General features: G+C 71.3%; 26 protein-coding genes. 12 read left to right on the top strand and 14 right to left on the bottom strand.

Annotated features, from left to right (window positions below; all coding sequences use genetic code 11):
• Nucleotides 1-90: 90 nt before the first annotated feature.
• Nucleotides 91-999 (top strand): oxidoreductase, encoded by a 909-nt coding sequence (locus ACFXI4_RS02305; RefSeq protein ID WP_384987374.1) that lies wholly within the window; start codon nucleotides 91-93, stop codon nucleotides 997-999.
• 166 nt (nucleotides 1,000-1,165) lie between these two features.
• Nucleotides 1,166-1,927, top strand: coding sequence for an SDR family oxidoreductase (locus ACFXI4_RS02300; protein ID WP_384987372.1), 762 nt, complete (start codon nucleotides 1,166-1,168; stop codon nucleotides 1,925-1,927).
• 25 nt (nucleotides 1,928-1,952) lie between these two features.
• Here the strand turns inward: ACFXI4_RS02300 and ACFXI4_RS02295 are convergent, their stop codons facing one another.
• Complete coding sequence (locus tag ACFXI4_RS02295) at nucleotides 1,953-2,231, bottom strand: Imm50 family immunity protein (protein WP_384987370.1); 279 nt, start codon at nucleotides 2,229-2,231, stop codon at nucleotides 1,953-1,955.
• A 444-nt stretch (nucleotides 2,232-2,675) separates the two neighbouring features.
• Between ACFXI4_RS02295 and ACFXI4_RS02290 the strand changes: the two genes are divergently transcribed.
• The 3 genes from ACFXI4_RS02290 (at nucleotide 2,676) to ACFXI4_RS02280 (ending at nucleotide 5,425) form a co-directional block, all read left to right on the top strand.
• Nucleotides 2,676-3,446: a trypsin-like serine peptidase gene (locus tag ACFXI4_RS02290; protein WP_384987368.1), complete on the top strand. Its 771-nt coding sequence runs from the start codon at nucleotides 2,676-2,678 to the stop codon at nucleotides 3,444-3,446.
• Between the two features lie 73 nt (nucleotides 3,447-3,519).
• On the top strand, nucleotides 3,520-4,539 hold the full coding sequence (locus tag ACFXI4_RS02285) for an NlpC/P60 family protein (RefSeq protein ID WP_384987428.1): 1,020 nt from the start codon (nucleotides 3,520-3,522) through the stop codon (nucleotides 4,537-4,539).
• Between the two features lie 193 nt (nucleotides 4,540-4,732).
• Nucleotides 4,733-5,425 (top strand): phosphatase PAP2 family protein, encoded by a 693-nt coding sequence (locus ACFXI4_RS02280; protein ID WP_384987366.1) that lies wholly within the window; start codon nucleotides 4,733-4,735, stop codon nucleotides 5,423-5,425.
• A gap of 101 nt (nucleotides 5,426-5,526) precedes the next feature.
• Here ACFXI4_RS02280 and ACFXI4_RS02275 read toward each other — a convergent pair whose 3' ends face one another.
• Nucleotides 5,527-7,089, bottom strand: coding sequence for an FAD-binding oxidoreductase (locus ACFXI4_RS02275; protein WP_384987364.1), 1,563 nt, complete (start codon nucleotides 7,087-7,089; stop codon nucleotides 5,527-5,529).
• Between the two features lie 364 nt (nucleotides 7,090-7,453).
• On the opposite strand from ACFXI4_RS02275, the gene pstS reads away from it, so the two are divergent.
• The 4 genes from pstS (at nucleotide 7,454) to pstB (ending at nucleotide 11,608) form a co-directional block, all read left to right on the top strand.
• A complete protein-coding gene (gene pstS / locus ACFXI4_RS02270; RefSeq protein WP_362714036.1) occupies nucleotides 7,454-8,587 on the top strand; it encodes a phosphate ABC transporter substrate-binding protein PstS in 1,134 nt (377 codons plus the stop codon).
• Nucleotides 8,588-8,731: 144 nt separating this feature from the next.
• On the top strand, nucleotides 8,732-9,739 hold the full coding sequence (gene pstC / locus ACFXI4_RS02265; RefSeq protein ID WP_362714004.1) for a phosphate ABC transporter permease subunit PstC: 1,008 nt from the start codon (nucleotides 8,732-8,734) through the stop codon (nucleotides 9,737-9,739).
• A complete protein-coding gene (pstA, locus tag ACFXI4_RS02260; RefSeq protein ID WP_384987362.1) occupies nucleotides 9,736-10,791 on the top strand; it encodes a phosphate ABC transporter permease PstA in 1,056 nt (351 codons plus the stop codon). The genes pstC and pstA overlap by 4 nt, the downstream gene beginning before the upstream one ends.
• 40 nt (nucleotides 10,792-10,831) lie before the next feature.
• Nucleotides 10,832-11,608, top strand: a complete 777-nt coding sequence (gene pstB / locus ACFXI4_RS02255) for a phosphate ABC transporter ATP-binding protein PstB (RefSeq protein ID WP_384987360.1) — start codon at nucleotides 10,832-10,834, stop codon at nucleotides 11,606-11,608.
• 127 nt (nucleotides 11,609-11,735) lie between these two features.
• On the opposite strand, the gene ACFXI4_RS02250 is transcribed toward pstB, so the two are convergent.
• Genes ACFXI4_RS02250 through ACFXI4_RS02240 form a run of 3 tightly spaced genes read right to left on the bottom strand, consistent with a single transcriptional unit; the run spans nucleotide 11,736 to nucleotide 14,333 of the window.
• Nucleotides 11,736-12,647, bottom strand: coding sequence for a hypothetical protein (locus ACFXI4_RS02250; protein ID WP_384987358.1), 912 nt, complete (start codon nucleotides 12,645-12,647; stop codon nucleotides 11,736-11,738).
• A gap of 59 nt (nucleotides 12,648-12,706) precedes the next feature.
• A complete protein-coding gene (locus ACFXI4_RS02245) occupies nucleotides 12,707-13,705 on the bottom strand; it encodes an inorganic phosphate transporter (RefSeq protein WP_362727761.1) in 999 nt (332 codons plus the stop codon).
• Nucleotides 13,706-13,712: 7 nt separating this feature from the next.
• Entirely contained in the window at nucleotides 13,713-14,333 is a 621-nt protein-coding gene (locus ACFXI4_RS02240; RefSeq protein ID WP_384987356.1) for a DUF47 domain-containing protein, read from the bottom strand.
• A gap of 197 nt (nucleotides 14,334-14,530) precedes the next feature.
• Here ACFXI4_RS02240 and ACFXI4_RS02235 point away from each other — a divergent pair, with 197 nt between their 5' ends.
• Nucleotides 14,531-14,893, top strand: a complete 363-nt coding sequence (locus tag ACFXI4_RS02235) for a metal-sensitive transcriptional regulator (protein WP_384987354.1) — start codon at nucleotides 14,531-14,533, stop codon at nucleotides 14,891-14,893.
• 6 nt (nucleotides 14,894-14,899) lie between these two features.
• Here ACFXI4_RS02235 and ACFXI4_RS02230 read toward each other — a convergent pair whose 3' ends face one another.
• The 9 genes from ACFXI4_RS02230 to ACFXI4_RS02190 form a co-directional block, all read right to left on the bottom strand.
• Nucleotides 14,900-15,070, bottom strand: a complete 171-nt coding sequence (locus ACFXI4_RS02230; protein ID WP_384987352.1) for a hypothetical protein — start codon at nucleotides 15,068-15,070, stop codon at nucleotides 14,900-14,902.
• Nucleotides 15,071-15,171: 101 nt separating this feature from the next.
• A complete protein-coding gene (locus ACFXI4_RS02225) occupies nucleotides 15,172-16,026 on the bottom strand; it encodes a hypothetical protein (RefSeq protein ID WP_384987350.1) in 855 nt (284 codons plus the stop codon).
• A gap of 309 nt (nucleotides 16,027-16,335) precedes the next feature.
• A complete protein-coding gene (locus ACFXI4_RS02220) occupies nucleotides 16,336-16,752 on the bottom strand; it encodes an NUDIX hydrolase (protein ID WP_384987348.1) in 417 nt (138 codons plus the stop codon).
• Nucleotides 16,749-17,771: a CHAD domain-containing protein gene (locus ACFXI4_RS02215; RefSeq protein ID WP_384987346.1), complete on the bottom strand. Its 1,023-nt coding sequence runs from the start codon at nucleotides 17,769-17,771 to the stop codon at nucleotides 16,749-16,751. Before ACFXI4_RS02215 ends, ACFXI4_RS02220 begins: the two co-directional genes overlap by 4 nt.
• The gene (locus ACFXI4_RS02210) at nucleotides 17,752-20,109 is read right to left on the bottom strand and encodes an RNA degradosome polyphosphate kinase (RefSeq protein ID WP_384987344.1); all 2,358 of its coding nucleotides are present in this window, start codon (nucleotides 20,107-20,109) and stop codon (nucleotides 17,752-17,754) included. The genes ACFXI4_RS02215 and ACFXI4_RS02210 overlap by 20 nt, the downstream gene beginning before the upstream one ends.
• Nucleotides 20,110-20,305: 196 nt before the next feature.
• Complete coding sequence (locus tag ACFXI4_RS02205; protein ID WP_384987342.1) at nucleotides 20,306-21,097, bottom strand: hypothetical protein; 792 nt, start codon at nucleotides 21,095-21,097, stop codon at nucleotides 20,306-20,308.
• The gene (locus ACFXI4_RS02200) at nucleotides 21,097-22,011 is read right to left on the bottom strand and encodes an ABC transporter permease (RefSeq protein ID WP_384987340.1); all 915 of its coding nucleotides are present in this window, start codon (nucleotides 22,009-22,011) and stop codon (nucleotides 21,097-21,099) included. Before ACFXI4_RS02200 ends, ACFXI4_RS02205 begins: the two co-directional genes overlap by 1 nt.
• Complete coding sequence (locus ACFXI4_RS02195; protein ID WP_384987338.1) at nucleotides 22,008-22,886, bottom strand: ABC transporter ATP-binding protein; 879 nt, start codon at nucleotides 22,884-22,886, stop codon at nucleotides 22,008-22,010. The genes ACFXI4_RS02200 and ACFXI4_RS02195 overlap by 4 nt, the downstream gene beginning before the upstream one ends.
• Nucleotides 22,883-23,311, bottom strand: a complete 429-nt coding sequence (locus ACFXI4_RS02190) for a GntR family transcriptional regulator (protein WP_384987336.1) — start codon at nucleotides 23,309-23,311, stop codon at nucleotides 22,883-22,885. The genes ACFXI4_RS02195 and ACFXI4_RS02190 overlap by 4 nt, the downstream gene beginning before the upstream one ends.
• A 113-nt stretch (nucleotides 23,312-23,424) precedes the next feature.
• Between ACFXI4_RS02190 and ACFXI4_RS02185 the strand changes: the two genes are divergently transcribed.
• Both ACFXI4_RS02185 and ACFXI4_RS02180 read left to right on the top strand, forming a co-directional pair.
• Nucleotides 23,425-23,967 carry an RNA polymerase sigma factor gene (locus ACFXI4_RS02185; protein ID WP_384987334.1) on the top strand — a complete coding sequence of 181 codons (543 nt, stop codon included), beginning with the start codon at nucleotides 23,425-23,427 and terminating at the stop codon, nucleotides 23,965-23,967.
• Nucleotides 23,964-24,773, top strand: coding sequence for a zf-HC2 domain-containing protein (locus tag ACFXI4_RS02180; RefSeq protein ID WP_384987332.1), 810 nt, complete (start codon nucleotides 23,964-23,966; stop codon nucleotides 24,771-24,773). The genes ACFXI4_RS02185 and ACFXI4_RS02180 overlap by 4 nt, the downstream gene beginning before the upstream one ends.
• The last annotated feature ends 167 nt before the right edge of the window (nucleotides 24,774-24,940 follow it).

The raw sequence follows: 24,940 nt of genomic DNA, 5'->3' as shown, positions 1-24,940 counted from the left end.
GTGCCAGCTTTGTTGGCGTCGTCAGCATTGTTGGCGTTGCCATCTTTGTTGTCATTGACAGCATTGTTGTCGACGCCTACATTGGCGCCCATGGCTGAGAAGACTGGTACATGGACCGCATCCGACCTTCCCGACCTCGCCGGCCGCACGGCCGTGGTCACCGGCGCCAACAGCGGCATCGGCCTCACCGCCGCCGACGCGCTGGCCCGGGCCGGTGCGCACGTGGTGTTCGCGGTACGGGACCCGGAGCGCGGGCGCGTGGCCGCCGCGCGGGTGACCGGCAGCACGGAGGTGCGCCGTCTGGACCTGGCGGACCTGTCCTCGGTACGGGAGTTCGCGGCCGCCTGGGACCGTCCGCTGGACCTTCTGATCAACAACGCGGGCGTGATGATGCTCCCGGAGCAGTCCACCAAGGACGGCTTCGAGATGCAGTTCGGCACGAACCACCTGGGGCACTTCGCGCTGACCAACCTGCTGCTGCCGTATCTCACGGACCGGGTGGTGACGCTTTCCTCCAGGCTGCACCGGGGCGGCGAGGGCGTGATCCACTTCGCCGACGTCAACCTGCGCGGCACCTACAACCCGTCCCGCGCCTACGCCCAGTCCAAGCTGGCCAACCTGTTGTTCACCCTGGAACTCCAGCGCCGGCTGGCGGAGGCCGGCTCCCCGGTCCGCGCGCTGGCCGCGCACCCCGGCTACGCGGCGACCAACCTCCAGAGCCACACCGCCAATCCGCTGGCCCGGCTCGGCATGCGCCTCGGCAACCTCCTCGTCGCCCAGGACGGCCGCGCCGGCGCGCTTCCCACGCTGTACGCGGCGACCCAGGACCTGCCCGGCGCCAGCTATGTCGGCCCGGACGGCATGGGCGGCATGCGGGGCGCTCCGGCGCTGGCCGGCCGCAGCCCGGCGGCGAGCGACCCGGTGGCGGCCCGCAGGCTGTGGACGCTGTCGGAGGAGATGACGGGCGTGAAGTGGCCGCTCGGGGTGGAGGCCGTCTGAGGGGCGGCGGTGGAGGTGGCGGCCCGGTGGCCGTCGCCCCGTACCCGGGCGCCCCGTACCCGGTCGCCCAGGACCCGGGCGCCCCTCGGCCGGTCCGCACCCGCCGGATACGGTGAGCGGGCAGGACGGACACGACGGATACGACGGTTCTCCGGGAGGCGGCCGGATGAGCGGTGGCGTGGACTTCGCGCTCGACGGGCGTAAGGCCCTGGTGACCGGTTCCGTGCGCGGTCTGGGCCTGGAGATGGCCCGGGGCCTGGCGGGCGCGGGCGCGCGGGTGATCCTGAACGGCCGTGACCCGGCGCCGCTGGAGGCGGTGGCCGGGGGGCTGCGCGACGACGGTCTCGACGTGACGGGCGCCGTGTTCGACGTCACCGACCGGGAGGCCGCCGAGGAGGCGGTGACCGCCCTCGGTGCGATCGACATCCTGGTCAACAACGTGGGCCACCGCGATCGGCGCGGGGTCCACGAGCTGACCCCGGACGAGCTGTCCGCGTTCCTCAACGTCCACCTGACCTCGGCGTACGCGCTGAGCCAGACGGTCGCCCGGGGCCTGGCGGCGCGGGACACCCCGGGCCGCATCATCAACGTCTCGTCGGTCGTCGGCCAGCTGGGCCGCACCGGCGACGTCGCCTACGCCACGGCGAAGGCGGGCCTGGACGGTCTGACCCGCGCGCTGGCGGCCGACCTCGGACCCAGCGGCACGACGGTGAACTCCGTGGCCCCCGGTACGTTCGCGACGGACGTCAACGCGGAGCTCGCGCAGGACCCGGAGTGGGAGCGGTGGCTGCGCACGCGCACGGCACTGGGCCGCTGGGGCCGCCCCGCCGAGATCGCCGGCATCGTCGTCTTCCTGGCGAGCGACGCGGCCTCCTTCATCACCGGCCAGACGATCGCGGTGGACGGCGGCATGACGACGACGTTCTGAGCGGGGTGAGGGCTGTCGGGCCTGCTCAGGGGCTGCCCGCGGCGACGTACGCGTGCGTCCTGGCCGGCCGGACCGTGGCGGCCCCGAACGCGATTGCCGAGTCACCGGACCCGAGGACCACGTCGAAGGCCCCTTCGCGCGAGGTCATGGCGATGTGCTCGGCCTCGGCGGCGCCCCAGCCGGTGACCCGGAGCCGGGCCACCCCCTCGAACACGAGGGGGAACTCGAAGCTGCTGAACCCGCGCTCCCGCCACTCCGGGGGAACGTTCACGGGCAGCGCCCGGGCACCGGAACCCAGGGTCACCGGGGTTCCGCGAGGAGCCGTGACCAGTCAGCGCTCATAGAACGTCTTCTCGTCTGGAACGTCTTCTCGTCGGTGTCGGGGAGGGCGGTGTGCCGGCGCGAATCGACCTTGGCCGCGTGGGGAGAGGAGGGCGAGGCGACGCGCAGGGTGACCGTGGGTCCCCGCCCGTCAACTGCCTGGCGCCCTGCCATACCGGTGTCGTCGCCGGAACGTAGTCGTCGATCTCGAGTGGCGCGGTCCCCTCGGGAATACCGGCGTCACGCGGAGCCGTCGCCCTCGCCTCCTCGAAGGAGGGTGGGCCTCGCGTGGGTGTTCCACGCGGTGGTCCCCACCCCCGTACTTCACTCTGTGCGCCGTGGGTGGTCGGTGGGGGGTGGGGTTCACAGGGAAATCTCAGTGAAGCAGGGAGCCGTTTCTCACCTTTGTGGGACACAGTGGGGGCTGATGAAGGGCACCTCGCGCATCTCTTCCGTCACGCGCCGTGTCGCGCTCGGCGCGGCGGCCGTGCTTGCCGCCACCTCGGCCTCGGTGGCGGCCGCCGACGACGGCCCCGGACCCTTCGGGGTGACCGCGGTGGTCGGGCCGACCGCGGAGAGCGCGCGGGTCGGGGCGCTGTTCGGTGCCGACCGGGCCGGGAACCTGGCCGGCCACCACTTCTGCACCGCCTCCGTCGTGCACAGCCCGCAGCGGGACCTGATCGTCAGCGCGGCGCACTGCGTCGACGGGGACGACGCCGGCGGACTCGTCTTCGTGCCGGGGTACCGGGACGGACAGGCGCCGTACGGGGTGTGGAAGGTGGGGCGGCGGTACCTGCCCGACGGTTGGGAGAAGGGGCGGGACGAGGACAGCGACGTGGCCTTCGCCGTCGTCGGGGAACTGGACGGCAGGCGGGTCGAGGAGGTGACCGGGGCCAACCGTTTCGTCAGCGGCATGGCCACCGGGGCCACCGCCGTGACCGTGACCGGGTACCCCGACTCCCGTGAGGTGCCGGTCAGTTGCACCAACAAGCCGGTCGCCCGCAGCGCCACCCAGCAGCGGATCGACTGTCCCGAGTTGACCGGCGGCACCAGCGGGAGCCCCTGGGTGAACGGGGACCACGAGGTGGTCGGGGTGCTGGGCGGGCACGAGCGGGGCGGCTCGACCGCCGACACGTCCTACAGTGTCGTCCTCGGGAGCGAGGCCGGCGAGCTGTACCGGGACGCCGCAGCCGGGTGAAACGGCGTCAGGCGCGCCGTCCTGCCGCGAAATAGCGCCACTCTCGGCCGAAATGGCGTTGAACAGCCCTGACATGGGGGAGGGTTGGGGCGTGCGGAAAGTTTGGGTGATCGGTGGCGCGGCGGTCGGCCTCGGGCTGAGCTTCGTCATGCTGCTCGTCGTCGGGGTGTACGTCGTCGCCGGGAACCTGCTGGGCGGTGCCGGCGGCGCCGGCAAGGCGCTGGCCAAGGGAGCGGTACCGGCCGCCTACTCCACACTCGTGCAGAAGTGGGGCAACCTGTGCTCCGCGATCAACCCCGCCCTGCTCGCGGCGCAGCTCTACCAGGAGAGCGGGTTCAACCCGAGGGCGCAGAGCGCGGCGGCCGCGCAGGGAATAGCTCAGTTCATCCCGGGGACCTGGGCCACCCACGGCATCGACGGCGACGGTGACGGGGACCGGGACGTCTGGGACCCGAATGACGCGATTCCGTCGGCCGCCTCCTACGACTGCCAGCTCGCCTCGTACGTCAAGGACGTCCCCGGCAACACATCCGACAACATGCTCGCCGCCTACAACGCGGGGGCCTACGCGGTCATCAAGTACAAGGGTGTGCCGCCGTACAAGGAGACCCAGAACTACGTCAGGACGATCACCACCCTCGCGGACAGCTTCGCCGCGCCGGTCAGCCGGCTCTCCCCGACCAAGCAGGCCGCCGGCGCGATCGAGTACGCCCAGAAGAAGCTCGGCACCCCCTACCTCTGGGGCGGGAACGGCACAGCTCAGGACGGCGGCCGGTTCGACTGTTCCGGACTGACCAAGGCGGCGTACGCGAGTGTCGGGATCACGCTGCCCCGCGTCGCCAACGACCAGTACAACGCCGGTCCGCACCCCTCGCGGGGCGAACTGCTCCCGGGGGACCTGGTCTTCTTCTCCACCGACCTGTCCGACTCCCGCGCCATCCACCACGTGGGTATCTACGTAGGCGGCGGGTACATGATCGACGCGCCCTACACCGGGGCGGTCATCCGCTTCGATCCCATCGACGGCGCCGACTACTTCGGGGCCACCCGGGTCACCGAGGATGGCGCGAAAGCGCTGCCCACCACGGTGTGAACGGAGCGTATAACCCACCCCCTGAGCTGGGGCTTTGTGTCTCTCTTCGATAACGTCTGCGTGATCATTCGGTGGAACCTGGAACGTAGTGACGGGGGCCGTGCGTTCCTGTTGACGTAGCCGACCACGGGGGTGGCAGCGAGCGGCGCACACGAGGTGCGTCCGGGACGACGACGAAGGGGCCGCAGGCACGATGGCTGTACTCGCCGAATCCGGATCCAACCCCGACGTCGACCTGCTCTACGACATCAACGGCCTGGCCAAGGACGCACCGCACTGGTTCGACCGGGGCATGGCGTTCGTCGGGGAGTACGGGCTGCTGGTCGCGATGGTCCTGCTGGTGGTGTGGTGCTGGTGGTCCGTGCGGCGCCGGGGGGACGAGGACGCCGCGGGCACGGTGGCCGCGCTGGTGTGGACACCGCTCGCCGCCGCGATCGCCGTGCTGGTGAACGTGCCCATCCGCGGTTTCGTCGAGCGGCCGAGGCCCTTCCTCACCCATCAGGGGGTCGACGTCCTGGTCTCCGGGAAGACCGACTACTCCTTCGTGAGCGACCACGCGACGATCACCATGGCGCTGGGCGTCGGGCTGTTCGTCGCGAACCGGAAGTTCGGTCTCGCGGGGATCGGCCTGGCGCTGCTGGAGGGGTTCTGCCGGGTGTACATGGGGGTGCACTACCCGACCGACGTGGTGGGTGGCTTCGCCCTGGGCACCGCCGTCGTCCTCCTCCTCTCCCCGCCGGCCACCGCGCTGCTGACGCCGGTGATGAAGGCGGTGGAGTCCTCTCCGAGGGTGGCGTGGCTCGTGCGAGGGCGGTCGGCGAAGGTCGGGTTGGTTCCCGGCGCCCGCCCCTCGGTGGAGTCCGAGGAACGGGACCTGGCGGCGTAGCCGGGTGAGCCTGCGGGCCGGGGGGCTGGTCGCGCAGTTCCTCCCCCAGCCTCCGGCCGGGGGTCCCCCCAGCGCCCCTGTCGGGGCACGACACGTGCCGCCTACAAGCCCTGCGCGTAGGAGAAGAACCGCTGCGGGTCGTACTGCGCCTTCACCTTGCCGAGCTTGGTCACCGCGTCCCCGTAGTACGCCTTCTTCCAGCCGGTCAGCGTCGGGTCCGTGTAGTTCTGGTACGCGGCACCGGAGGCGTACGGCCGCATCGCGGTGTGCGCCGCGTTCAGCCACGCCTGGCCCGTGCTCCCGGAGGAAGCGGCACCCCACGACACTATGTACTGTGCCAGCATCCGCGACCGCCGGTGCACGAACGCCGTCGCCGTCGGGGAGACCCGGTTCACCGCACCACCGAGCGCCGTGAAGGCGATGCTGCCGGCGCCGCCGCGCACCGCCCCGATCTGCCGCAGGGCCGTCTGGATGCCGGCCGCCGAGAGCGAGCGGTCGAAGAAGTCGGAGCGGGCCGCGTAGGTCTCCCGGCCCAGCCTGCCCGCCGTGGAGCGGCCCGGCGTGGAGCCGGGCAGGTGGCACTGGGGCTCGGTGGCGAAGGAGGAGCAGCCGGCGTAGATCTCCATCGCCTCCTCGTAGCCGTGGCGGCGCAGCGAGACGGAGGAGGCGTTGGCGCCCGCCTTGTGGGCGAGGGCGTCGACCGCGTTCTGGAGTTCGCCGTAGGTGCCCATCGAGAAGCAGGCGACCGAGACGCGCGGGCCGCTGCCCGAGTTCTCCAGGTGCAGGGAGGACCAGATCTCGTCGGGCTGGGACGGGCCCCACTCCTGCCAGGCCTTGAGGACCTGCGCGGCCTTCGACCACGGCCAGGTCAGGTAGGCCGTCACGCCCTGCGGGGTGGGGTGGGTCCGGAACTGCAGCTCGGTCACGACGCCGAAGTTGCCGTTGCCGGCCCCGCGCAGCGCCCAGAAGAGGTCCTTGTCGGTGCTCGCGTTGGCGATCACCTGCGTGCCGTCCGCCGTGATCAGCGTCGCCTGGGTGAGGCTGTCGCAGGTCAGGCCGTAGGCGCGGGACGCGACCCCGTGGCCGCCGCCGAGCACCAGGCCGGAGACGCCGACGGTGGGGCAGGAGCCCGCCGGGATGGTCACGCCCTTGGCGGCGAGCCCGCGGTAGACGTCGATCAGCTTGGCGCCGGCGCCGACGACGGCGGTGCCGCCGCCGACCCGGATGCGGTTGAGCTTGGAGACGTCGAGGATCAGGCGGCCGTCGCCCGAGGAGTAGCCCGCGTAGGAGTGGCCGCCGTTGCGGATCGAGACCTTCAGATGGTGGGCCTGGGCGTACGACAGCGTGGTGCGGATGTCGTCGGCGTGAGCCACGTACGCCACGGCGGACGGCTTCAGTCCGTCGAAGCGGGTGTTGTAGAGCTGATGCGCCGTCGTCCAGTTCGTCTCGCCGGGGCGGACCAGCGTGCCGTCCAGGGCGTGCGCCAGGGCGGTCCAGTTGGCCGCGGCCGCTGCGCTGGTGGTCTTCAGCGCCGTACGAGAGGATGTGGACGCGAGTGGCGCGCCGGTCGTGTGGGACGCGGTGGGCCCGCCGGAGCTGCACCCCGTCAGTGCGGTCGCCGCGAGGGCGGCCGCCCCGCCCGATATGAAGGAACGCCGTTCCATGCCCGTGCCTTTCGTCGGCTTTCGTGGGACGAGACGGCGTCCGTCGCACACGGGTTCCCGTGCGGAGTAACGAGCGCTGTGACGTCGTAACGACTGCGATGGCGAACGGCGAATAAATGTTCGCGTAACCCGGCAGTTGGAACCGGCGCGTGCCCTCACCGTAAGCGTTCCGTGACCTAACCGGGTTGACGGCAGGGGTTCACCCTCCGTTTACCTATGGCCATCGGCGCCTTCACCTGTTCTGCCTAATTTCGGCCGTACCGGATGCGGAGAGCGGCCGCAAATGCCCAGTCGGGAGGCCCTCACCCATCACTACTACTTCGCACGCCGCCGAAGGTGGCGCCTCTGGAAGGAACTCCCGAAAGTGAAGCTTCAGCGCAAGAACCGGCTGCGCGCCCTGTCTCTCGGTGCTGTCGCCGTCACCGGTGCCCTGACCCTCTCGGCGTGCGGCTCGGACGACAACGGTGGCGGCAGCGGTTCTTCGGGCAACGCCTCGGCCTCCGCGAACGCCAGCTCCATCAAGTGCGACGACGCCAAGGGCCAGCTGCTCGCCGATGGCTCCTCCGCGCAGAAGAACGCGATCGACGCCTGGGTGAAGGCCTTCTCCCAGGCCTGTGGCGTGCAGATCAACTACAAGGGCTCCGGCTCCGGCGCCGGTGTGACCGCCTTCACGCAGGGCCAGGTCGCCTTCGCCGGCTCCGACTCGGCGCTGAAGCCGGAAGAGGTCACCGCCTCCAAGAAGGTCTGCTCCGGCGGCCAGGGCGTCGACCTCCCGATGGTCGGCGGCCCGATCGCCCTCGGTTACAACGTCCCGGGTGTCGACAACCTGGTCCTGGACGCGCCGACGATCGCGAAGATCTTCGACAGCAAGATCACCAAGTGGAACGACGCCGCGATCAAGAAGCTGAACCCCGACGCGAAGCTCCCCGACCTCAAGATCCAGGCGTTCCACCGCTCGGACGAGTCGGGCACGACGGACAACTTCACCAAGTACCTGATCGCCGCCACCCCGTCCAACTGGAAGTACTCGGGCGGTAAGGCCTGGCAGGCCAAGGGCGGGCAGTCCGCTCCGCAGTCCGCGGGTGTCGCCCAGCAGGTCAAGCAGACCTCCGGCGCCATCGGCTACTTCGAGCTCTCCTACGTCTCGGACGGCGTCAAGGCCGTCTCGATCGACACGGGTGCCAGCAAGCCGGTCGCCCCGTCCACCGAGTCCGCCACCGCCGACATCGCGGCCGCCAAGGTCGTCGGCACCGGCAAGGACCTGGCGCTGCAGCTGGACTACAAGACCAAGGCCGAGGGTGCGTACCCGATGACCCTGGTCACGTACGAGATCGTCTGCGACAAGGGCAACAAGGCCGACACCCTCCCGGCGACCAAGGCGTTCCTGCGCTACATCGCCTCCGAGGACGGCCAGAAGGTCCTCTCCACGATCGACTACGCCCCGGTCCCCGACGAGATCATCACCAAGGTCCGCTCCACCATCGAGGGCCTGAGCTAAAGATCCGCGAGTGCGGCCGAGTTCCGCAAGGAGCCCGGCCGCACCGTCCGGTGCACCGCCGCCCGGAGCCGTACACCCCTCAAGCCGGGGGCGTACGGCTTCTCCGAGCCGCCTCTCGAGCGGCTCCGCAGACCGGAGAACCCGATGGACATATCTACCCAGACAACAGACGCATCGCCCCCCACCCCACGGCACGGCACGGCCGAGCAGAAGCGCAACGCCCGGGGTGCCACCCGCGCGGGTGACCGGGTCTTCCTCGGTCTCTCCCGTGGATCCGGCATCCTGCTTCTGGTGATCATGGCCGCGATCGCGGTCTTCCTCACCTACCGCGCCGCCCTCGCGATCAGCCGCGACCACGGCAACTTCCTCACCACTTTCGAGTGGAACACCAACCTCGTCCCGCCGACCTTCGGCATCGCGGTCCTGGCCTTCGGCACGGTGGTCTCCTCGATCATCGCCATGGCCATCGCCGTCCCGGTCGCCGTCGCGATCGCGCTGTTCATCACGCACTACTCGCCGCGCAGGCTCGGCGGCACCATCGGCTATGTGATCGACCTGCTCGCCGCGGTGCCGTCCATCGTGTACGGCCTGTGGGGCGCGCTGGTCCTGGTACCGCACATGACCGGCCTGTTCGGCTGGCTCGACAAGTACTTCGGCTGGACCGGGATCTTCTCCTGGGACGGCGGTGCCCCCCGCTCGATGCTGACCGTCGGCGTGCTGCTCGCGATCATGATCCTGCCGATCATCACCAACGTGAGCCGCGAGGTCTTCCGCCAGGTCCCGCAGATGCACGAGGAAGCCGCACTCGCCCTCGGCGCCACGCGCTGGGAGGTCATCCGCATGTCGGTGCTGCCCTTCGGCCGCTCCGGCGTGATCTCCGCCTCGATGCTCGGCCTCGGCCGCGCGCTCGGCGAGACGATGGCCGTCGCCACCGTGCTCTCCCCGGACTTCGACATCCACGCCAGCCTGCTCAACCCGGGCGGCGGCACCTTCGCCCAGAACATCGCCAGCAAGTTCAGCGAGGCGACCGCGGACGGCCGTGACGCGCTGATCGCGTCCGGTCTGGTCCTGTTCGTCATCACCCTGCTGGTCAACGGCGCGGCCCGCATCATCATCCAGCGTCGCGCGGAGTACTCGGGGGCCAACGCATGAGCACCGCAGCAGTCAAGCGCCCCAGCACCCTGCAAGGTGCCACCCTCCCCAAGTGGGCCCCCTACGCCATCATCGGCGGGTCCATCGTCCTCGGCGTGGTCATCGGCCTCGCCGGCGGTCTGGACAGCAAGATCCAGTGGGGTCTGATCGCCGCCCTCCTCTACGTCTTCGGCACCTACGGCATCGCCGCCCGGGTCGAGGGCCGCCGCCAGGCGAAGGACCGGATCGCGACCTCGCTGGTCTGGGTCGCCTTCATCATCGCCGTCATCCCGCTGGTCTCCCTGATCTGGGTGACCATCTCGCGCGGTGTGAAGGTCCTGGACCCCTACTTCCTCAGCCACTCCATGGGTGTGGTCGCCGACTCCGAGGCCGGCGGTGGCGCCTACGCCGCCATCATCGGCTCCCTGGAGCAGGTCGGTCTCGCCACCGTGATCGGTGCGCCGATCGGCATCCTCACCGCCGTCTACCTCGTCGAGTACGGCCGCGGCCGGCTCGCCAAGGCGGTCACCTTCTTCGTGGACGTGATGACGGGTATCCCGTCGATCGTCGCGGGTCTGTTCATCCTCAGCCTCATGCTGATCTTCGACATGCAGCCCTTCGGCTTCGCCGGATCGCTGGCCCTGGCCATCCTGATGATGCCGGTCGTGGTCCGCTCCACCGAGGAGATGCTCAAGCTCGTCCCGAACGAGCTGCGCGAGGCCTCGCTGGCCCTCGGCGTGCCGAAGTGGCGCACGATCCTGAAGGTGGTCCTGCCGACCTCCATCGGCGGTATCACCACCGGTGTCATGCTGGCCATCGCCCGTATCGCGGGTGAGACCGCCCCGGTGCTGCTGCTGGTGTTCGGCAACCCGTTCATCAACAACAACCCCTTCGAGGGTGCGCAGTCGTCGCTGCCGCTGTTCATCTACCAGCAGTACGCGAACAGCGCGGGTGCCAACGCCGCGTACGACCGCGCCTGGGCGGCTTCGCTCACGCTGATCGCCTTTGTGATGATCCTGAACCTGGTGGCTCGCGGCATCGCCCGCTGGAAGGCCCCCAAGACCGGTCGCTGACCGGCCTGCAGCGACCGACTCCCTGGAAGTGAAGAAGTAAATGTCCAAGCGAATCGACGTAAGCGGGCTCACCGCCTACTACGGCTCCCACAAGGCCATCGACGACATCTCGATGAACATCGAGCCGCGCACCGTCACCGCGTTCATCGGCCCCTCCGGCTGCGGCAAGTCGACGTTTCTGCGCACGCTCAACCGCATGCACGAGGTCACCCCCGGCGGCCGTGTCGAGGGCAAGGTCCTCCTCGACGACGAGAACCTCTACGGCGCCGGTATCGACCCCGTGTCGGTGCGCCGTGAGATCGGCATGGTGTTCCAGCGTCCGAACCCGTTCCCCACCATGTCGATCTTCGACAACGTGGCCGCGGGCCTGAGGCTGAACGGCAACTACAAGAAGAGCCAGCTCAACGACATCGTCGAGAAGTCGCTCAAGGGCGCCAACCTCTGGAACGAGGTCAAGGACCGTCTGAACAGGCCGGGCTCCGGCCTCTCCGGCGGTCAGCAGCAGCGTCTGTGCATCGCCCGCGCGATCGCGGTCGAGCCGAAGGTGCTGCTGATGGACGAGCCCTGCTCGGCCCTCGACCCGATCTCCACCCTCGCCATCGAGGACCTGATCGGTGAGCTCAAGGAGCGCTTCACGATCGTCATCGTGACGCACAACATGCAGCAGGCCGCGCGTGTCTCGGACCGCACCGCATTCTTCAACCTGGCCGCCGTCGGCCAGCCCGGCCGGCTGATCGAGATCGACGACACGGAGCGCATCTTCTCCAACCCGTCGGTCCAGGCGACCGAGGACTACATCTCCGGGCGCTTCGGCTAGGCCGGAACAGACCCCTCGCGGTGCTGCATGGCGGTGCCACCGCGAGGATGCAAAAGGGCCCGCCCCTGGCTCCCGGGGGCGGGCCCGTCCGCGTCTGCGGGGCAGGGCGGGGAGCGGGGCGGGGAATTCAGTCCGCCGTCCACACCCTGTGGACGGGGAAGGCTGCCGCGTCAGCTCCCGACTCCGGCAACGCGGCCACGGCCCGCTCGACCACTCGCGGGCCGGTCAGCCCCATGGTCTGGGCCAGCCGCCGCCAGGTCACCGCGTCCGGCCGGCCGGCGGCTTCGGCCGCGGCCGTCCGGACGGGAGCCGGCCCGGCACCACACGCGTGCGGCGCCAGGGCGAGGGGCTCGTCCGCGGCCGCGAACCGGACCACCGAGGCCGTACTCCGGTCCACCCACGTGATCTCCCCGCGAGGGAAGGTCGCGACCTTCCCCTCGAAGCCGAGCGCCCCCGCACAGACCAGCGCCACGGCGTCCGAGCAGTCGTGCGCGACACACGTGCCGTACTCCCGGGCGGTGTCCTCCCCGACCCTCGTGCCCTCGGCCGAGGTCAGCGCGGACACGAACGCCCAGTGGTCCGCCGCCCACCCGGACCCCAGCAGACAGACGGTGAAGTGCTCCAGCGGCGCGAGCAGCGCCTGTACGGCGTCCCCGGCAGGGCCGGGCGGCAGCAACCGCACCCCCGACCCGCAGGAACACCGGAACGGCCCGCCGACGGACACCACCTCGACGGCCGGGTCACCGAGCTCCCGCCGGAGCGCGGCCAGCACGTCCAGGACGCCCGCGGTCGGCAGGTCCTGATCCACCAGCACCAGCTGGACGGGTAGCGCGCCGGCCGCCCGGACCCAGTCCAGGTCCGGTGGCAGAGTGCCCAGCAGGCCGGGCGTGAGGCGTACGACGCCGGGCGCGCCGCCGGCCTGCCCGGGCACGGACCGGCCCTCGTCGCCGACGAGCACGACGGTCGCCACCCGATCCGTCGCGCCGGGCCGGCGGGCCAGCGCCGCGGCCACGAAGTCACCGAGGCCGTTGCCGGCCATGACGTGCAGCGTTCCTGCTCTCAGACCCACTGAAGCCTCACCGCTCCGTTCCGCAGCCGCTACAGGACCGCCAGGTCCACGAGGCCGAAGGCCGCCGCCGCCACCAGGGCCGCCGCCGGCATGGTGATGAACCAGCCCAGGACGATGTTCTTGGCCACGCCCCAGCGGACCGCGTTCACGCGCTTCGTCGCGCCGACACCCATGATGGCCGAGGTGATGACGTGGGTCGTGGAGATCGGCGCCTTGAAGAGGAACGCCGTGGTGAACATGATCGACGCGCCCGTCGCCTCGGCCGCGAAGCCCTGCGGGGGGTCGAGCTCGATGATCTTGCGGCCGAGGGTGCGCATGATGCGCCAGCCGCCGGCGTAGGTGCCGAGGGAGAGCATCATGGCGCAGACGATCTTGACCCAGACGGGGATCGCGTCGCCGTAGGTCTCGTGGCCGGAGATCACCAGCGCCATCACGACGACGCCCATCGTCTTCTGGGCGTCCTGGAGGCCGTGACCGAGGGCCATACCGGCCGCCGACACGGTCTGGGCGATCCGGAAGCCCCGCTTCGCCTTGTGCGGGTTGGAGCGGCGGAACAGCCACATGATGGCGGTCATGACCAGGTAGCCGAGGAGCAGGCCGACGACGGGCGACACGAACATCGGGATGATGACCTTGTCGATGACGCCGTTCCACAGGACATCCGTGCCGCCTGCCAGCGCCGCGCCCACCAGACCGCCGAACAGCGCGTGGGAGGAGGACGAGGGCAGGCCGAAGTACCAGGTGACGAGGTTCCACACGATCGCGCCGACCAGCGCCGCGAAGAGGATCCCCATGCCCGTGGAGCCCTTCGGGGTCTCGATCAGGCCCTCGCTGACCGTCTTGGCGACCCCGGAGCCCAGGAAGGCGCCCGCGAGGTTCATCACGGCGGCCATCGCCAGGGCCGCGCGGGGTGTCAGCGCCCGGGTGGAGACCGAGGTCGCGATCGCGTTCGCCGAGTCGTGGAAGCCGTTCGTGTACGTGAAGAAGAGCGCGACCAGGATGGTCACGACGAGCGCGAAGGTGTCCATCGACGCCTCAGGACTCCTTGACGGCGATGGTCTCCACCGTGTTCGCCACGTGCTCGAACGCGTCCGCCGCCTCTTCCAGGACGTCCACGATCTGCTTGAGCTTCAGCACCTCGATCGCGTCGTACTTGCCGTTGAAGAGGTGGGCGAGGAGCTTGCGGTGGATCTGGTCGGCCTGGTTCTCCAGGCGGTTGACCTCGATCCAGTACTCGGTGAGGTTGTCCATCGTGCGCAGGTTGGGCATGGCCTCGGCGGTCAGGTCGGCGGCCCGGGCCAGCACCTCGATCTGCTGCTCCACGCCCTTGGGCAGCTCCTCGACGTTGTAGAGGACGACCAGGTCGACGGCCTCCTCCATGAAGTCCATGATGTCGTCGAGGGAGGACGCGAGGGTGTAGATGTCCTCGCGGTCGAAGGGCGTGATGAACGAGGAGTTCAGCTGGTGGAAGATCGCGTGGGTGGCGTCGTCGCCCGCGTGTTCCGCTGCCCGCATACGCTCCGCGATCTCGGCCCGGGCAGACGTGTCCGCCCCGAGCAGTTCCATCAGGAGTTTCGAGCCCGTGACGATGTTGTCCGCGGACGCGGCGAACATGTCGTAGAAGCTCGTCTCCCTGGGGGTCAGACGAAAGCGCACTTGGGGTCCTCGGTATGCATGGGTTTCGGTCAGGGTGATGCTAGGCGCATCATCCGGCCACGGCTAATGGGCCGTCCTCCAGTGTCACCCATCGGGCATGGCGATCAGCACGGGGGCGTCCCCAGGGCCCTATACCCAGCAGAATTCGTTACCATATACCCACTAGGGGTATATGTATCGGTACAGCGGAGGACGCGATGACGACCACCGAGGCCGGCGCCACGAAGCCCTCCGGGAACGGGGTTCCGGCGGCCACGCACGGCTACCACAAGCAGAAGGAGGAGCACCTCAAGCGGCTGCGCCGGATCGAGGGCCAGATCCGTGGCCTGCAGCGCATGGTCGACGAGGACACCTACTGCATCGACATACTCACCCAGGTGTCCGCCTCCACCAAGGCCCTGCAGTCGTTCGCCCTGCAGCTCCTGGAGGAGCACCTGCGGCACTGCGTCGCCACCGCGGCCGTCCAGAGCTCCGCCCAGGGCACCGGCACGGGTGGTTCGGAGATCGACGCGAAGGTGGAGGAGGCCACCCAGGCCATCGCCCGCATGCTGCGGACCTGACCGAAGTCAGTCCTCCCCGCGCTCCTCGGCCACGCGCAGCACCTCGTCGATGCTCTCCAGACTGAGCCGCTCCTCGGCGGCCGACGCGGCGATGATCAGCTCTCCGCACAGCTCGATCTCGGCGAGGGCCACGTGGTCCTGGACTGCCGTACCGCCGGCCGGAGCCACGTGCGTCACCTCTTCTCTGCCGTCACCGACTTCCTAGAGTAGGGAGCGGTCTACACACCGCGCATGGCACGGACGGGCTAGTTCACAGGTTGTACAGAGCCGATCCCGGACTAGTGCGCTGGCTGGTTTTCGGCGATCCGGCCCGCGTAGATGTCCCGGGAACGCGGCAACCTTACGTCCACCGGAGTGCCGAAGTCGTACAGCAGGGTCGTCGAGGCGACCGCCACCGTGCCCTTGCTGCTGTCGTTGACGAAGCTGAACCGCTGCCGCAGCTTGCGGATACGGCCCTGGTCGTCGAGGTACGCGTCGAACGGGACCTCGGCGGTGGCGAACCCTTCTGCCGCGGCGGCGAGGGCGGACCGGTTGCCGGCGGAGGCGGCACGGGCCGCGGCGGCCAGGTCGGCGGTGCCCCGGTAGTGCCGGACCTCGGTCCCGGCGACCCGGGTCCTGCCCACGTAGGTCGCGGTGCGGGTGCCGAGGAGCAGCTCGGCCGCGGCGGACGGGTCGGTCGCGCCGCCGGTGACCAGGTTGCCGTCGGAGAGGCTCGCGGTATCCACCCGGACCCATTTGTCGGCGGGCACCCCGGCGCCCCTGTTCTTCATGAACAGCGCGCCCGGGGCGAGCAGTTCGGTGATCGGGCGGTGCTCGGGGGTGCCGGCGGGATCCTGCGGGAGGACGACCGTGAGTTCGCCGAGCTGGTTGCGGAAGTCGTAGCGGCCCTTGCCGCGGATGGTGACCCGGGTGCCGCCGGTCGCCATCTCCATCGAGGTGGTCGCCCTGGAGGTGGCGGCGGTCCGCAGGGCGTCCGCCGCCTCCTTCAGTACGGCGACCGTGGTGTCGCCGGTGCCGCCTCCGGCGCCTTCGGCGGCGGCACCGCCGCAGCCGGTTGCGCACGCGCCGAGGCCGACCACGAGCCCCACGGTGACGGCCGTCTTTCCAGCGCGCATGTGCTGCCGCCGATCCATCGCCTGCCTACCCCCAGCCGGTACGTCCGTCACGGGCCCCCTGTTGTTCCGCTTAACGAGGGGTGGGTGGGCCCGTCACGCATACCGGCCCTTTACCGGGCGTGGGTAACGTTGTCGAAGTGGTGGAGAAGAACGGTTCCGGGCGGGCGGTGCAGGGGCGGGAGCACGATACGCGGCTCGTCGAGCACGGGCCGTTCTGTTACGCGCGGTGTACGTGTGGGTGGCGGGGGCCGGCGCGCCGGGCTCGGAGCCTCGCGCGGACGGACGGGGCGGGGCACGTGAGCGGTGGGGGCGGCTGAGAAGGCTCCGCTACGGCGTGCTGCGCAGCGAGGCCAGCAGTTCGTCCACCAGCTCGGCGTCCCTCGGCTGGGTCAGCCGCCGTCGTGCGTCCGCCGGGCGGAGCCACAGGATCCTGTCCACCTCGTCGTTCGGGGTGAAGTGGCCCTCTCCCGCCGCTCCCGCCCAGTAACGGACCTGCTTGGGGCGGTCGTTGGCGTAGTAGAGGGCGGTGGAGAGTTCGCTGCCGAGGTGTGCCGCGTAGCCGGTCTCCTCCGCCACCTCGCGCAGGGCGCCCGTGACGGCGTCCTCGCCGTGCTTGAGCTTGCCCTTGGGGTGGGACCAGTCGTCGTACTTGGGGCGGTGGACGAGGCAGACCTCCAGGTCCCCGTCCACCGGTGAGCGGCGCCACAGGACGCAGCCGGCGGCCAGCACCGGGGTGTCGCTCACACCGCCTCCAGCCGCTGCTTCTGCCAGGCCTGCTGGAAGGCGAACCGGGCCGCCTCCACCTCGTGCCGCTGGTCGGCGTGGAGGACACCGAGGGCGTAGGCGGTGGCCGGCGCGATGCGCGGGGTGCGGGCGGCGGCCGCCGCGGCCGCCGCCGCCTCGGAGGCGTCGCGGTGCCGGTTCAGGGCCTGGCCCGCCGCGAGCAGCCGTACGTCCACGGGTGCGCCCGCGCCGTGCAGCACCTCGCGGGCGTAGCGGTGCAGGCGCAGCAGGAGGCGGACCTGGTGCCAGGGACCGTCCTGGGGGTGCGGGGAGGGGTCCGGGGACAGGCCGTGGACCAGGGCCTCCGCGTTGTAGGGGTGGCCCGCGGTGACCAGCGGGAGGGCCGCGATGGCGTCGGTGAGGCGCTCCTCGGCCGCCGAGGCGAGCGGACGCAGGTCGGCCGTGGGCGCCGCGGCGGTGAGCGGGACCTCGCTGGCCAGTACCGCGACCTTGTCGGCGACCGCGTGGAAGCGCGAGGAGCCGAGCGCCTGGAGGGCCGTGGAGTGGGCCCGGGTGCGGGCGAGGGTGAGCTGGCGGTCGAGCAGGGCGCCCGCCTTGGCGGCGCCCACGGTGAGGGTGCCGCGCTCGACCGAGGTCTCCGAAGTGGCCTGGCTCGGCAGCGCCGTCGAGCCGGAGAGCCGGTGGAGTGCCAGCAACAGGCGCTCCAGTCTTGCCTCGTAGGCGTGCTCGAGTCCCAGTGTGCCCGACAGCCAGGCCAGTTCGGGGCGGATCTCCTCCGACCAGTCGGCCTCCAGGAGGGGGCGGAAGGTGTGCAGGCTGCCGCTGACGCGCCGGGCCGAGCGGCGCAGCGCGCGGGCCGCGTCGACGGACCCCTCCGCCGCGCCCGCCGACCCGGTCTCCCGGTGCAGGCGCAGCGCGCGGAGGAATTCCGTGGCCTGGGCGCGCAGGTAGCCCGCGAGGGCGTCCCCGGTCGAAGCCCGGGCCGTGGGGTCCGTCGGTTCAAGGTGTTGCTGTGCCACGCCGGCGCCTCCGGGCGTCTATGAGCATCTCCTGGATGTTGCGCAGGGGCTGTCCGTCCGCGTCGGTCGCGTGCCGGGTCCACTCGCCGTCCGCGCCCAGGTGCCAGGAGGAGGTGGAGTCGGACATACCGGTTTCGAAGAGCCGGGTGAGCGCGGCCCGGTGGGCGGGGTCGATGACCCGGACCAAGGCCTCTATCCGGCGGTCGAGGTTGCGGTGCATCATGTCGGCGCTGCCTATCCACACCTCGGGCTCGCCGCCGTTGCCGAAGGCGAAGACCCGGGAGTGCTCCAGGAAGCGGCCGAGGATCGAGCGGACCCGGACGTTCTCCGAAAGGCCCGTGACGCCCGGCCGGATCGCGCAGATGCCGCGGACCCAGATGTCGACCGGCACGCCCGCCATGGACGCGCGGTACAGGGCGTCGATGATCGCCTCGTCGACCATCGAGTTGACCTTGATGCGGATGAACGCGGGACGGCCGGCCCGGTGGTGCTGTACTTCCTTGTTGATCCGCGCGATCAGTCCGTCGCGCAGCGACTTGGGTGCCACCAGCAGGCGGCGGTAGGTCTCCCGGCGCGAGTAGCCGGAGAGCCGGTTGAACAGGTCGGACAGGTCCGCGCCGACCTGGGTGTCGGCGGTGAGCAGGCCGAGGTCCTCGTAGAGCCGTGCCGTCTTCGGGTGGTAGTTGCCGGTGCCGACATGGCTGTAGCGGCGGAGCGTCTCGCCCTCCTGGCGGACCACCAGGGACAGCTTGCAGTGCGTCTTCAGGCCCACCAGGCCGTAGACGACGTGGCAGCCGGCCTCTTCCAGGCGCTTGGCCCACTTGATGTTGGCGTGCTCGTCGAAGCGGGCCTTGATCTCGACCAGGACGAGGACCTGCTTGCCTGCCTCGGCGGCGTCGACGAGCGCGTTGACGATCGGGGAGTCGCCCGAGGTCCGGTACAGGGTCTGCTTGATGGCGAGGACGTCCGGGTCCTCGGCGGCCTGCTCGATGAAGGCCTGCACGGAGGTGGAGAAGCTGTCGTACGGGTGGTGCAGCAGGACGTCCCGCTCGCGCAGGGCGGCGAAGATGTCGGGCGCGGATGCCGACTCGACCTCGGCGAGATCGCGGTGGGTGCCCGCGATGAACTTGCGGTACTTCAGCTCCGGCCGGTCCAGGCCGTGGATGCGGAACAGGCCGGTCAGGTCGAGCGGGCCGGGCAGCGGGTAGACCTCGGCCTCGGAGACCTTCAGCTCACGGACCAGCAGGTCGAGGACCTCGCGGTCGATGGACTCCTCGACCTCCAGGCGCACCGGCGGCCCGAAGCGGCGCCGCATGAGTTCCTTCTCCAGGGCCTGGAGCAGGTTCTCGGCGTCGTCCTCCTCGACCTCCAGGTCCTCGTTCCGGGTGAGGCGGAAGGCGTGGTGCTCCACGACCTCCATGCCCGGGAACAGCTCCTCCAGGTGGGCGCCGATGACGTCCTCGATCGGGACGTACCGGCCCGGGCTGCTCTCCAGGAAGCGAGACAGCGACGGCGGCACCTTGACCCGGGCGAAGTGCTTGTGGCCGCTGACCGGGTTGCGTACCACCACGGCCAGGTTCAGGGAGAGGCCCGAGATGTACGGGAAGGGGTGCGCCGGGTCGACCGCCAGCGGGGTCAGGACCGGGAAGATCTGGTGCCGGAAGAGCGTGAAGAGCCGGGCCTGCTCCTTCTCGGTCAGCTCGGCCCAGCGCACCAGATGGATGCCCTCCTCCGCGAGTGAGGGGGCGATGTCCTCGTGGTAGCAGGCGGCGTGCCGGGCCATCAGCTCACGGGAGCGGGCCCAGATCATCTCCAGCACCTCGCGGGGCTGCAGGCCGGAGGCGGACCTGGTGGCCACGCCGGTGGCGATACGCCGCTTCAGGCCGGCCACCCGGACCATGAAGAACTCGTCCAGGTTGCTCGCGAAGATCGCCAGGAAGTTGGCCCGCTCCAGCAGGGGGGTGTTCGGGTCCTCGGCGAGTTCCAGGACCCGCTCGTTGAACGCGAGCCAGCTGCGCTCCCGGTCGAGGAAACGTCCCTGGGGCAGTTGGGGCCCGTCGTACGGTGACTCCTCGTACGCGTCGAGATCCGCGTCGATGTCGGGTTCCAGGTCGGAGACCGCGGCGGCCACGGTGTGCGGGCGGTGCGCGGCTATGGAGCCTACGGAGGGCTGGCCCTGCTGGACCTCGGCTGCCTGGGCGTTCTGCTGACTCATGACCCCATTCTTCCGCGCCCGGGGCGTGACGGGCGCGTCGGAACGCGCGGGTGGGAGCTGAACGACCCCGTTTCCCGCGAACCCCTGCGGGGGCGGCGGAGGCTCTGGCGCGGCGGGCTTCATTGCCTGAGCGTCGCAAGACTGCCTGAACCAATGGTTACGAAGACATGGCGTATGGGATAGCTGCGGGAGGCTCGCGGACGTCGCGGATCGGGCCGCGGCGCCCGTGGGGATCACGAAAGCGACGTTCGTGTACGACCTTCCCACGGAACCCGTGCGCCCTTCCGCCGACGGGGGGACGCACGGATCCGACGGTCCCTCAGCGGGCCCGGTGACGCAAGAGGGAGAACGCGCCGGTGAACGCCGCCGCGGCGAGGACGAGCACCATGGCGGTGGCCGCGAGGTGGACGGCCCAGAAACCGTGCAGGGGGCCGTGCAGGGGCTGCCACGCCGTGGGCAGGCAGAGCCTGATCACCAGGGTCACGGCGGCGGCCACGGCCAGCGCGGGCAGGGCGCGGCGCAGCGCGATCCCGGCGAGCGTGCCGACGGCGAGGCCGAGCAGCAGCAGGGCCGGCAGCAGCGGACCGCGCGGGATGAAGACCCGGTCCCAGGTCCAGTTCGTGACCAGGGCGCCCTGGTCCGAGGTCCACACCCAGCCGAAGGCCAGCGCCAGCACGCCGCCGCCGGCGAGCAGCGGTACGGCGGCCGCGATCAGCTTCCCGGCCAGCCAGCGGGCCGGGGAGACCGACTGGGTCCAGGCCAGTCTGGCGGTGCCCGACTCCAGTTCCCGGCCGATCAGCGCGGCACCCGCCCAGGCGGCGACCGCTACGCAGGACCAGCCGAGGGCCTCGCCGAGGAAGTTGAAGACGTTGTCGGCGTCCGTGAACGCCGAGTAGTGGCAGGCGGGGAGGTCGCCGTCGGCGGAGTAGCGGAAGCCCTGGCAGGCCCGCTCGGCGGGCACCCGGGAGAAGTGCAGCCAGAGCAGCCAGCCCGTGACGAGCAGTCCGAAGGCGGTCCACACGAGCAGCGCCGGGCGGTGCAGCCGCCGCAGGGAGCGCCGGGCGTCCGCGGGACCGGGACCGGGAGCGGGGGCGGCGGACAGGGCGGTCATCAGGCGGTCGTCCTTCCGGTCAGGCGGCGCAGCGCGAGGAAGCAGCCCAGGGTCAGCAGGGCCGCCACGGCGAGGAGCAGGGCGGTGGTGGTCAGCTGGAGCGGCCACTGGTGCGAGGCCGGGTGGTAGTCGCCGTAGGGGACGTCGTGGGCGAGCGTGCCCGACCGCCAGGTCCAGGTGGTGTGGGGCAGGTCGAAGAGGGCCTGTCCGGTACGGGTCCGCCACGGCCACAGGCGGGGCATGAGCAGCTGGACGACGGCCCAGAGCGCGCCGGTGAGGAGCAGGCCGAGACCGAGGCCGGGCAGGGCGCGGCGGGAGAGCAGGCCGGTCAGCGCGCCCGCGGCCAGACCGCACAGGACCAGGGCGACGAGGGTCGGCCCGTTGGCGTAGAACGTCCAGACGTCGTACCACTCCTTGGCGCTGTCGATCCGGTCGTGGCCCGCGGCCCAGGCCAGGTGGTGCAGCCAGACCAGCAGCGCGGTCCCGGCGGCGACGGCCGCGGCCGGTACCGCGAGCCGCACGGCCAGCCAGCGCACGGGGGTGCTGGACTGGGTCCAGGCCAGCCGGGCGGTGCCGGACTCCAGCTCCTTGCCGAACGCGCCACCGGCCCAGCCGGCGGCCAGGAGGGGCACCGCGGCCACGGCCAGGGTGGCGTAGTTGTACCAGTCCTTGTAGCGCAGGATCGCTTTCTGGTCGTACCTGCACGGCCCCGCTTCCGTGCAGGCGTCGTAGTGGCGCCAGGCGTCGGCCGCGGCGTCGGTCAGCGGACCGTGCAGGAGGAGGAGCAGGACGGTGAGGGCCAGGACCAGGCCCGACCAGACGTACAGCGCCGGGCGGTGCAGGCGCAGCAGCCAGCGGGCGAGGTGGGCCCGGGAGGCAGGCGCGGGTGCGGTCGCGGTGGTCAGGGTGGTCATGCGGCAGCCTCCACCGCGGTCAGGGCCGGGGCCTCGGGGTTGCGGAGGTGGGCGAGGACCAGCTCCTCCAGGGAGGGCGCGTCCGTGCGCCAGTCGGCGGGCACCGGGCCCGCGGGGCGGATCATGGCGCTGAGCTGCCGCCCGGTGGTCCGGGAGTCCACGACGGTGTGCGGGGCGAGGCCGGCGCCGGCGGGGGCGGTGACCCGGGCGTGCGCGGCGAGCAGGTCGTCGATCTCGCCGGCCAGCCTGACCCGGCCGCCGCCGATCAGCAGCAGGTGGTCGCAGGAGTCCTCCAGCTCGGCGACCACGTGCGAGGACATCGCGATGGTGGTGCCGTGCTGGGCGGCCTCCACCATGAGCAGGCCCATCAGTTCGTGCCGGGCCAGCGGGTCCAGGTCGGCCATCGGCTCGTCCAGGAGCAGCAGTTCGGGCCGCTTGCCGAGCGCGAGGGCGAGCGCGACCCGGGTGCGCTGGCCGCCGGAGAGGGAACGGACCCGGGACTTGGGGTCCAGGTCGCCGCCGGCCACGACGTGCTCGGCGGCGGCCGCGTCCCAGCGGTCCGGGTTGAGACCGGCGCCCATCCGGAGCGTCTCGGCGATGGTGAGCTGCGGATACAGCGGCTTGTCCTGGGCGACGTATCCGACCCGGCTGCGTGCCTCGGCCGGGGTGGTGCCGAGGACGGTCAGCTCGCCCTCGTTCGGGCCCAGCAGACCGGCGGCGAGGGCGAGGAGGGTGGATTTGCCCGCCCCGTTGGGGCCTACGACGGCACACACGCGGCCGGTCGGCAGCCGGAAGCCGCAGTCGCGCAGCGCCCAGCCCCCGCGCCGGCCGAACCGCTTGCCGAGCGCGGTGGCCGCTATCGCGGTGTCGGTCATGAACTCTCTCCTTGGAAGTGCTTCTCGTGCACGCCGAAGTCCGTCTCCACTGCGGCGAAGTGCTTCTCCAGTACGGCGGTGAAGAGCGCGGCCACGTCGTCCCGGTCCAGGCCGGACTCCCGGGCCCGCACGGCCCAGACGTCCAGCTCCCCGTGCAGCGGGGACTCGGCCGACGCGGTGCCCAGGGCGCGCTTCACGAACGTGCCCAGGCCGCGCCGGGCCTCCACCAGGCCCTCCCGCTCCAGCTCCCGGTAGGCCTTGAGGACCGTGTTGGGGTTGATGGCCGTGGCCTCGACCACCTCGCGCGCGGTCGGCAGCCTGTCCCCCGGCTGTATGTGACCGAGCCGGAGCGCCTGCTTGGTCTGCTGGACGATCTGGACGTAGGTGGCGACGCCGGAGCGCCGGTCGATGCGGTACTCGACCACCCGTACAACCACCCTTTCACTAATTGAGTAGTGAAAGGGTGGTGGAAGGCTGCCGGGAAAGTCAAGGCGGGCCTCTTGTGAACCGGTCGGCCGGGCTCGTGCGATGAGGAGACGTGAGCGGAACGAGAAGCGACGGGGAGCTGCTGCGGGCGATCGCCGCGGACTCGGACCGGCGCGCCTTCGAGGAGCTGTACCGGCGGTACGCGCCGTGGCTGACCGCGCGGCTGCGCGGCCGGTGCGCCGATCCGGCGGTCGTCGACGACGTCGTGCAGGAGACGTTCCTCGCGGTGTGGCGGGGAACGGCCCGCTACCACGCGGAGGGCGACGCCGCCGGGTGGCTGTGGCGGATCGGGTCACGGCGGCTGGTCGACGCGCTGCGCGGTGACGGAGCCCGGGGCCGGCTGCGGCAGGCGCTGGCGCGGCTGCGGCACCGGGACGAGGCCTCGGCGGAGGAACGCGTGCTCGCGGGGGTGGAGCACGGGGACCTCGCCGGGGCCCTGGTCCGGCTCTCGCCGGAGCTGCGGGCGGTGCTCCAGGCGACGGTGATCGACGGGCTGACCACCCGGGAGGCGGCGGTCCTGCTCGGCATCCCGCCGGGGACGGTCAAGACACGGGCGATGCGGGCGCGCAGGCAGCTGCGGGAGGAGTTGGCATGACCTGGCATGTGGCTGAGGAAGAACTGCGGGCCTACGCGCGCGGCGAGCTGGCGCCGCCGCTGCTGTGGTCGGCCGACACCCACGTCGGCTCCTGCGCCCGGTGCCGTGCGGTGCTCGCGGCGGTCTGCGACCCGTTCGCGCTGGACGCGGGCTGGGACCGCCTGGACGCCGAACTGGACGCACCGGTGCCCGGACGCGGCGAACGGCTGCTGATGCGGCTGGGCGTCGGCGAGCACACCGTACGGCTGCTCACCGCGACCCCGGTGCTGCGCCGCGCCTGGCTGGCGTCGGTCGCGTTCGTACTGGCGGCGACGGTCACCGTGGTGCGCCTGGTGGATGCCCCGGCCCTGTTCCTGGCGCTGGCCCCGCTCCTTCCGCTGGCCGCGGTGGCGCTGTCGTACGGACCGGCCCTCGACCCCACGTACGAGATCGCCGCGGTCGCCCCGACGCACGGCTTCCGGCTGCTGATGATCCGTACGCTGGCGGCGCTGGCCGCCTCGCTCGGCCTCAACTGCGTTGCCGCGCTGGCCCTGCCGGGGTACGGCCTGCTCGCCTTCGGCTGGCTGCTGCCCGCCCTCGCGCTCACCGCGGCCGGTCTGGCGCTCTCCGCCCGGCTGGGTCCGCTGCTCGGCCCCGGCCTGGTCGGCGGCGCCTGGACGCTGCTGATGGCGGTGGCCGCGCGGCACCCCGTGGACACGCCGGTCGCGTTCACGGTGGCGGGCCAGTCGGTGGCCGCGGCGCTGGCCGCGCTGGCGACCTTCCTGCTGTACCAGGCCCGGGACCGCTTCGACGCCAGACCCCACTGAACCACCAACCCTCCACCCCGGCACCCATCCACCCATCCCCCCACCGGCCCATCCCCCCAACGGGCCACCGGGCCACCGGCCTTCGGGCCTCCGGGCCACCGGCCTTCCGGGCCACCGGCCTTCCGGGCCACCGGGCCTTCGGGCCACCGGCCCACCGGATTTCGGCC

Source organism: Streptomyces sp. NPDC059224 (assembly GCF_042754285.1).
Classification (GTDB): Bacteria; Actinomycetota; Actinomycetes; order Streptomycetales; family Streptomycetaceae; genus Streptomyces.
This window is presented reverse-complemented; position numbering and strand designations above follow the sequence as displayed.

Bases quoted from the DNA above. Each gene is read 5' to 3' on its own strand.
- ACFXI4_RS02305 (WP_384987374.1), top strand. From the start codon at position 91: ATGGCTGAGAAGACTGGTACATGGACCGCATCCGACCTTCCCGACCTC.
- ACFXI4_RS02300 (WP_384987372.1), top strand. From the start codon at position 1,166: ATGAGCGGTGGCGTGGACTTCGCGCTCGACGGGCGTAAGGCCCTGGTG.
- ACFXI4_RS02290 (WP_384987368.1), top strand. From the start codon at position 2,676: ATGAAGGGCACCTCGCGCATCTCTTCCGTCACGCGCCGTGTCGCGCTC.
- ACFXI4_RS02285 (WP_384987428.1), top strand. From the start codon at position 3,520: ATGGGGGAGGGTTGGGGCGTGCGGAAAGTTTGGGTGATCGGTGGCGCG.
- ACFXI4_RS02280 (WP_384987366.1), top strand. From the start codon at position 4,733: ATGGCTGTACTCGCCGAATCCGGATCCAACCCCGACGTCGACCTGCTC.
- ACFXI4_RS02275 (WP_384987364.1), bottom strand. From the start codon at position 7,089: ATGGAACGGCGTTCCTTCATATCGGGCGGGGCGGCCGCCCTCGCGGCG.
- pstC (WP_362714004.1), top strand. From the start codon at position 8,732: ATGGACATATCTACCCAGACAACAGACGCATCGCCCCCCACCCCACGG.
- pstA (WP_384987362.1), top strand. From the start codon at position 9,736: ATGAGCACCGCAGCAGTCAAGCGCCCCAGCACCCTGCAAGGTGCCACC.
- pstB (WP_384987360.1), top strand. From the start codon at position 10,832: ATGTCCAAGCGAATCGACGTAAGCGGGCTCACCGCCTACTACGGCTCC.
- ACFXI4_RS02250 (WP_384987358.1), bottom strand. From the start codon at position 12,647: ATGGCCGGCAACGGCCTCGGTGACTTCGTGGCCGCGGCGCTGGCCCGC.
- ACFXI4_RS02245 (WP_362727761.1), bottom strand. From the start codon at position 13,705: ATGGACACCTTCGCGCTCGTCGTGACCATCCTGGTCGCGCTCTTCTTC.
- ACFXI4_RS02235 (WP_384987354.1), top strand. From the start codon at position 14,531: ATGACGACCACCGAGGCCGGCGCCACGAAGCCCTCCGGGAACGGGGTT.
- ACFXI4_RS02225 (WP_384987350.1), bottom strand. From the start codon at position 16,026: ATGGATCGGCGGCAGCACATGCGCGCTGGAAAGACGGCCGTCACCGTG.
- ACFXI4_RS02210 (WP_384987344.1), bottom strand. From the start codon at position 20,109: ATGAAGCCCGCCGCGCCAGAGCCTCCGCCGCCCCCGCAGGGGTTCGCG.
- ACFXI4_RS02205 (WP_384987342.1), bottom strand. From the start codon at position 21,097: ATGACCGCCCTGTCCGCCGCCCCCGCTCCCGGTCCCGGTCCCGCGGAC.
- ACFXI4_RS02200 (WP_384987340.1), bottom strand. From the start codon at position 22,011: ATGACCACCCTGACCACCGCGACCGCACCCGCGCCTGCCTCCCGGGCC.
- ACFXI4_RS02195 (WP_384987338.1), bottom strand. From the start codon at position 22,886: ATGACCGACACCGCGATAGCGGCCACCGCGCTCGGCAAGCGGTTCGGC.
- ACFXI4_RS02180 (WP_384987332.1), top strand. From the start codon at position 23,964: ATGACCTGGCATGTGGCTGAGGAAGAACTGCGGGCCTACGCGCGCGGC.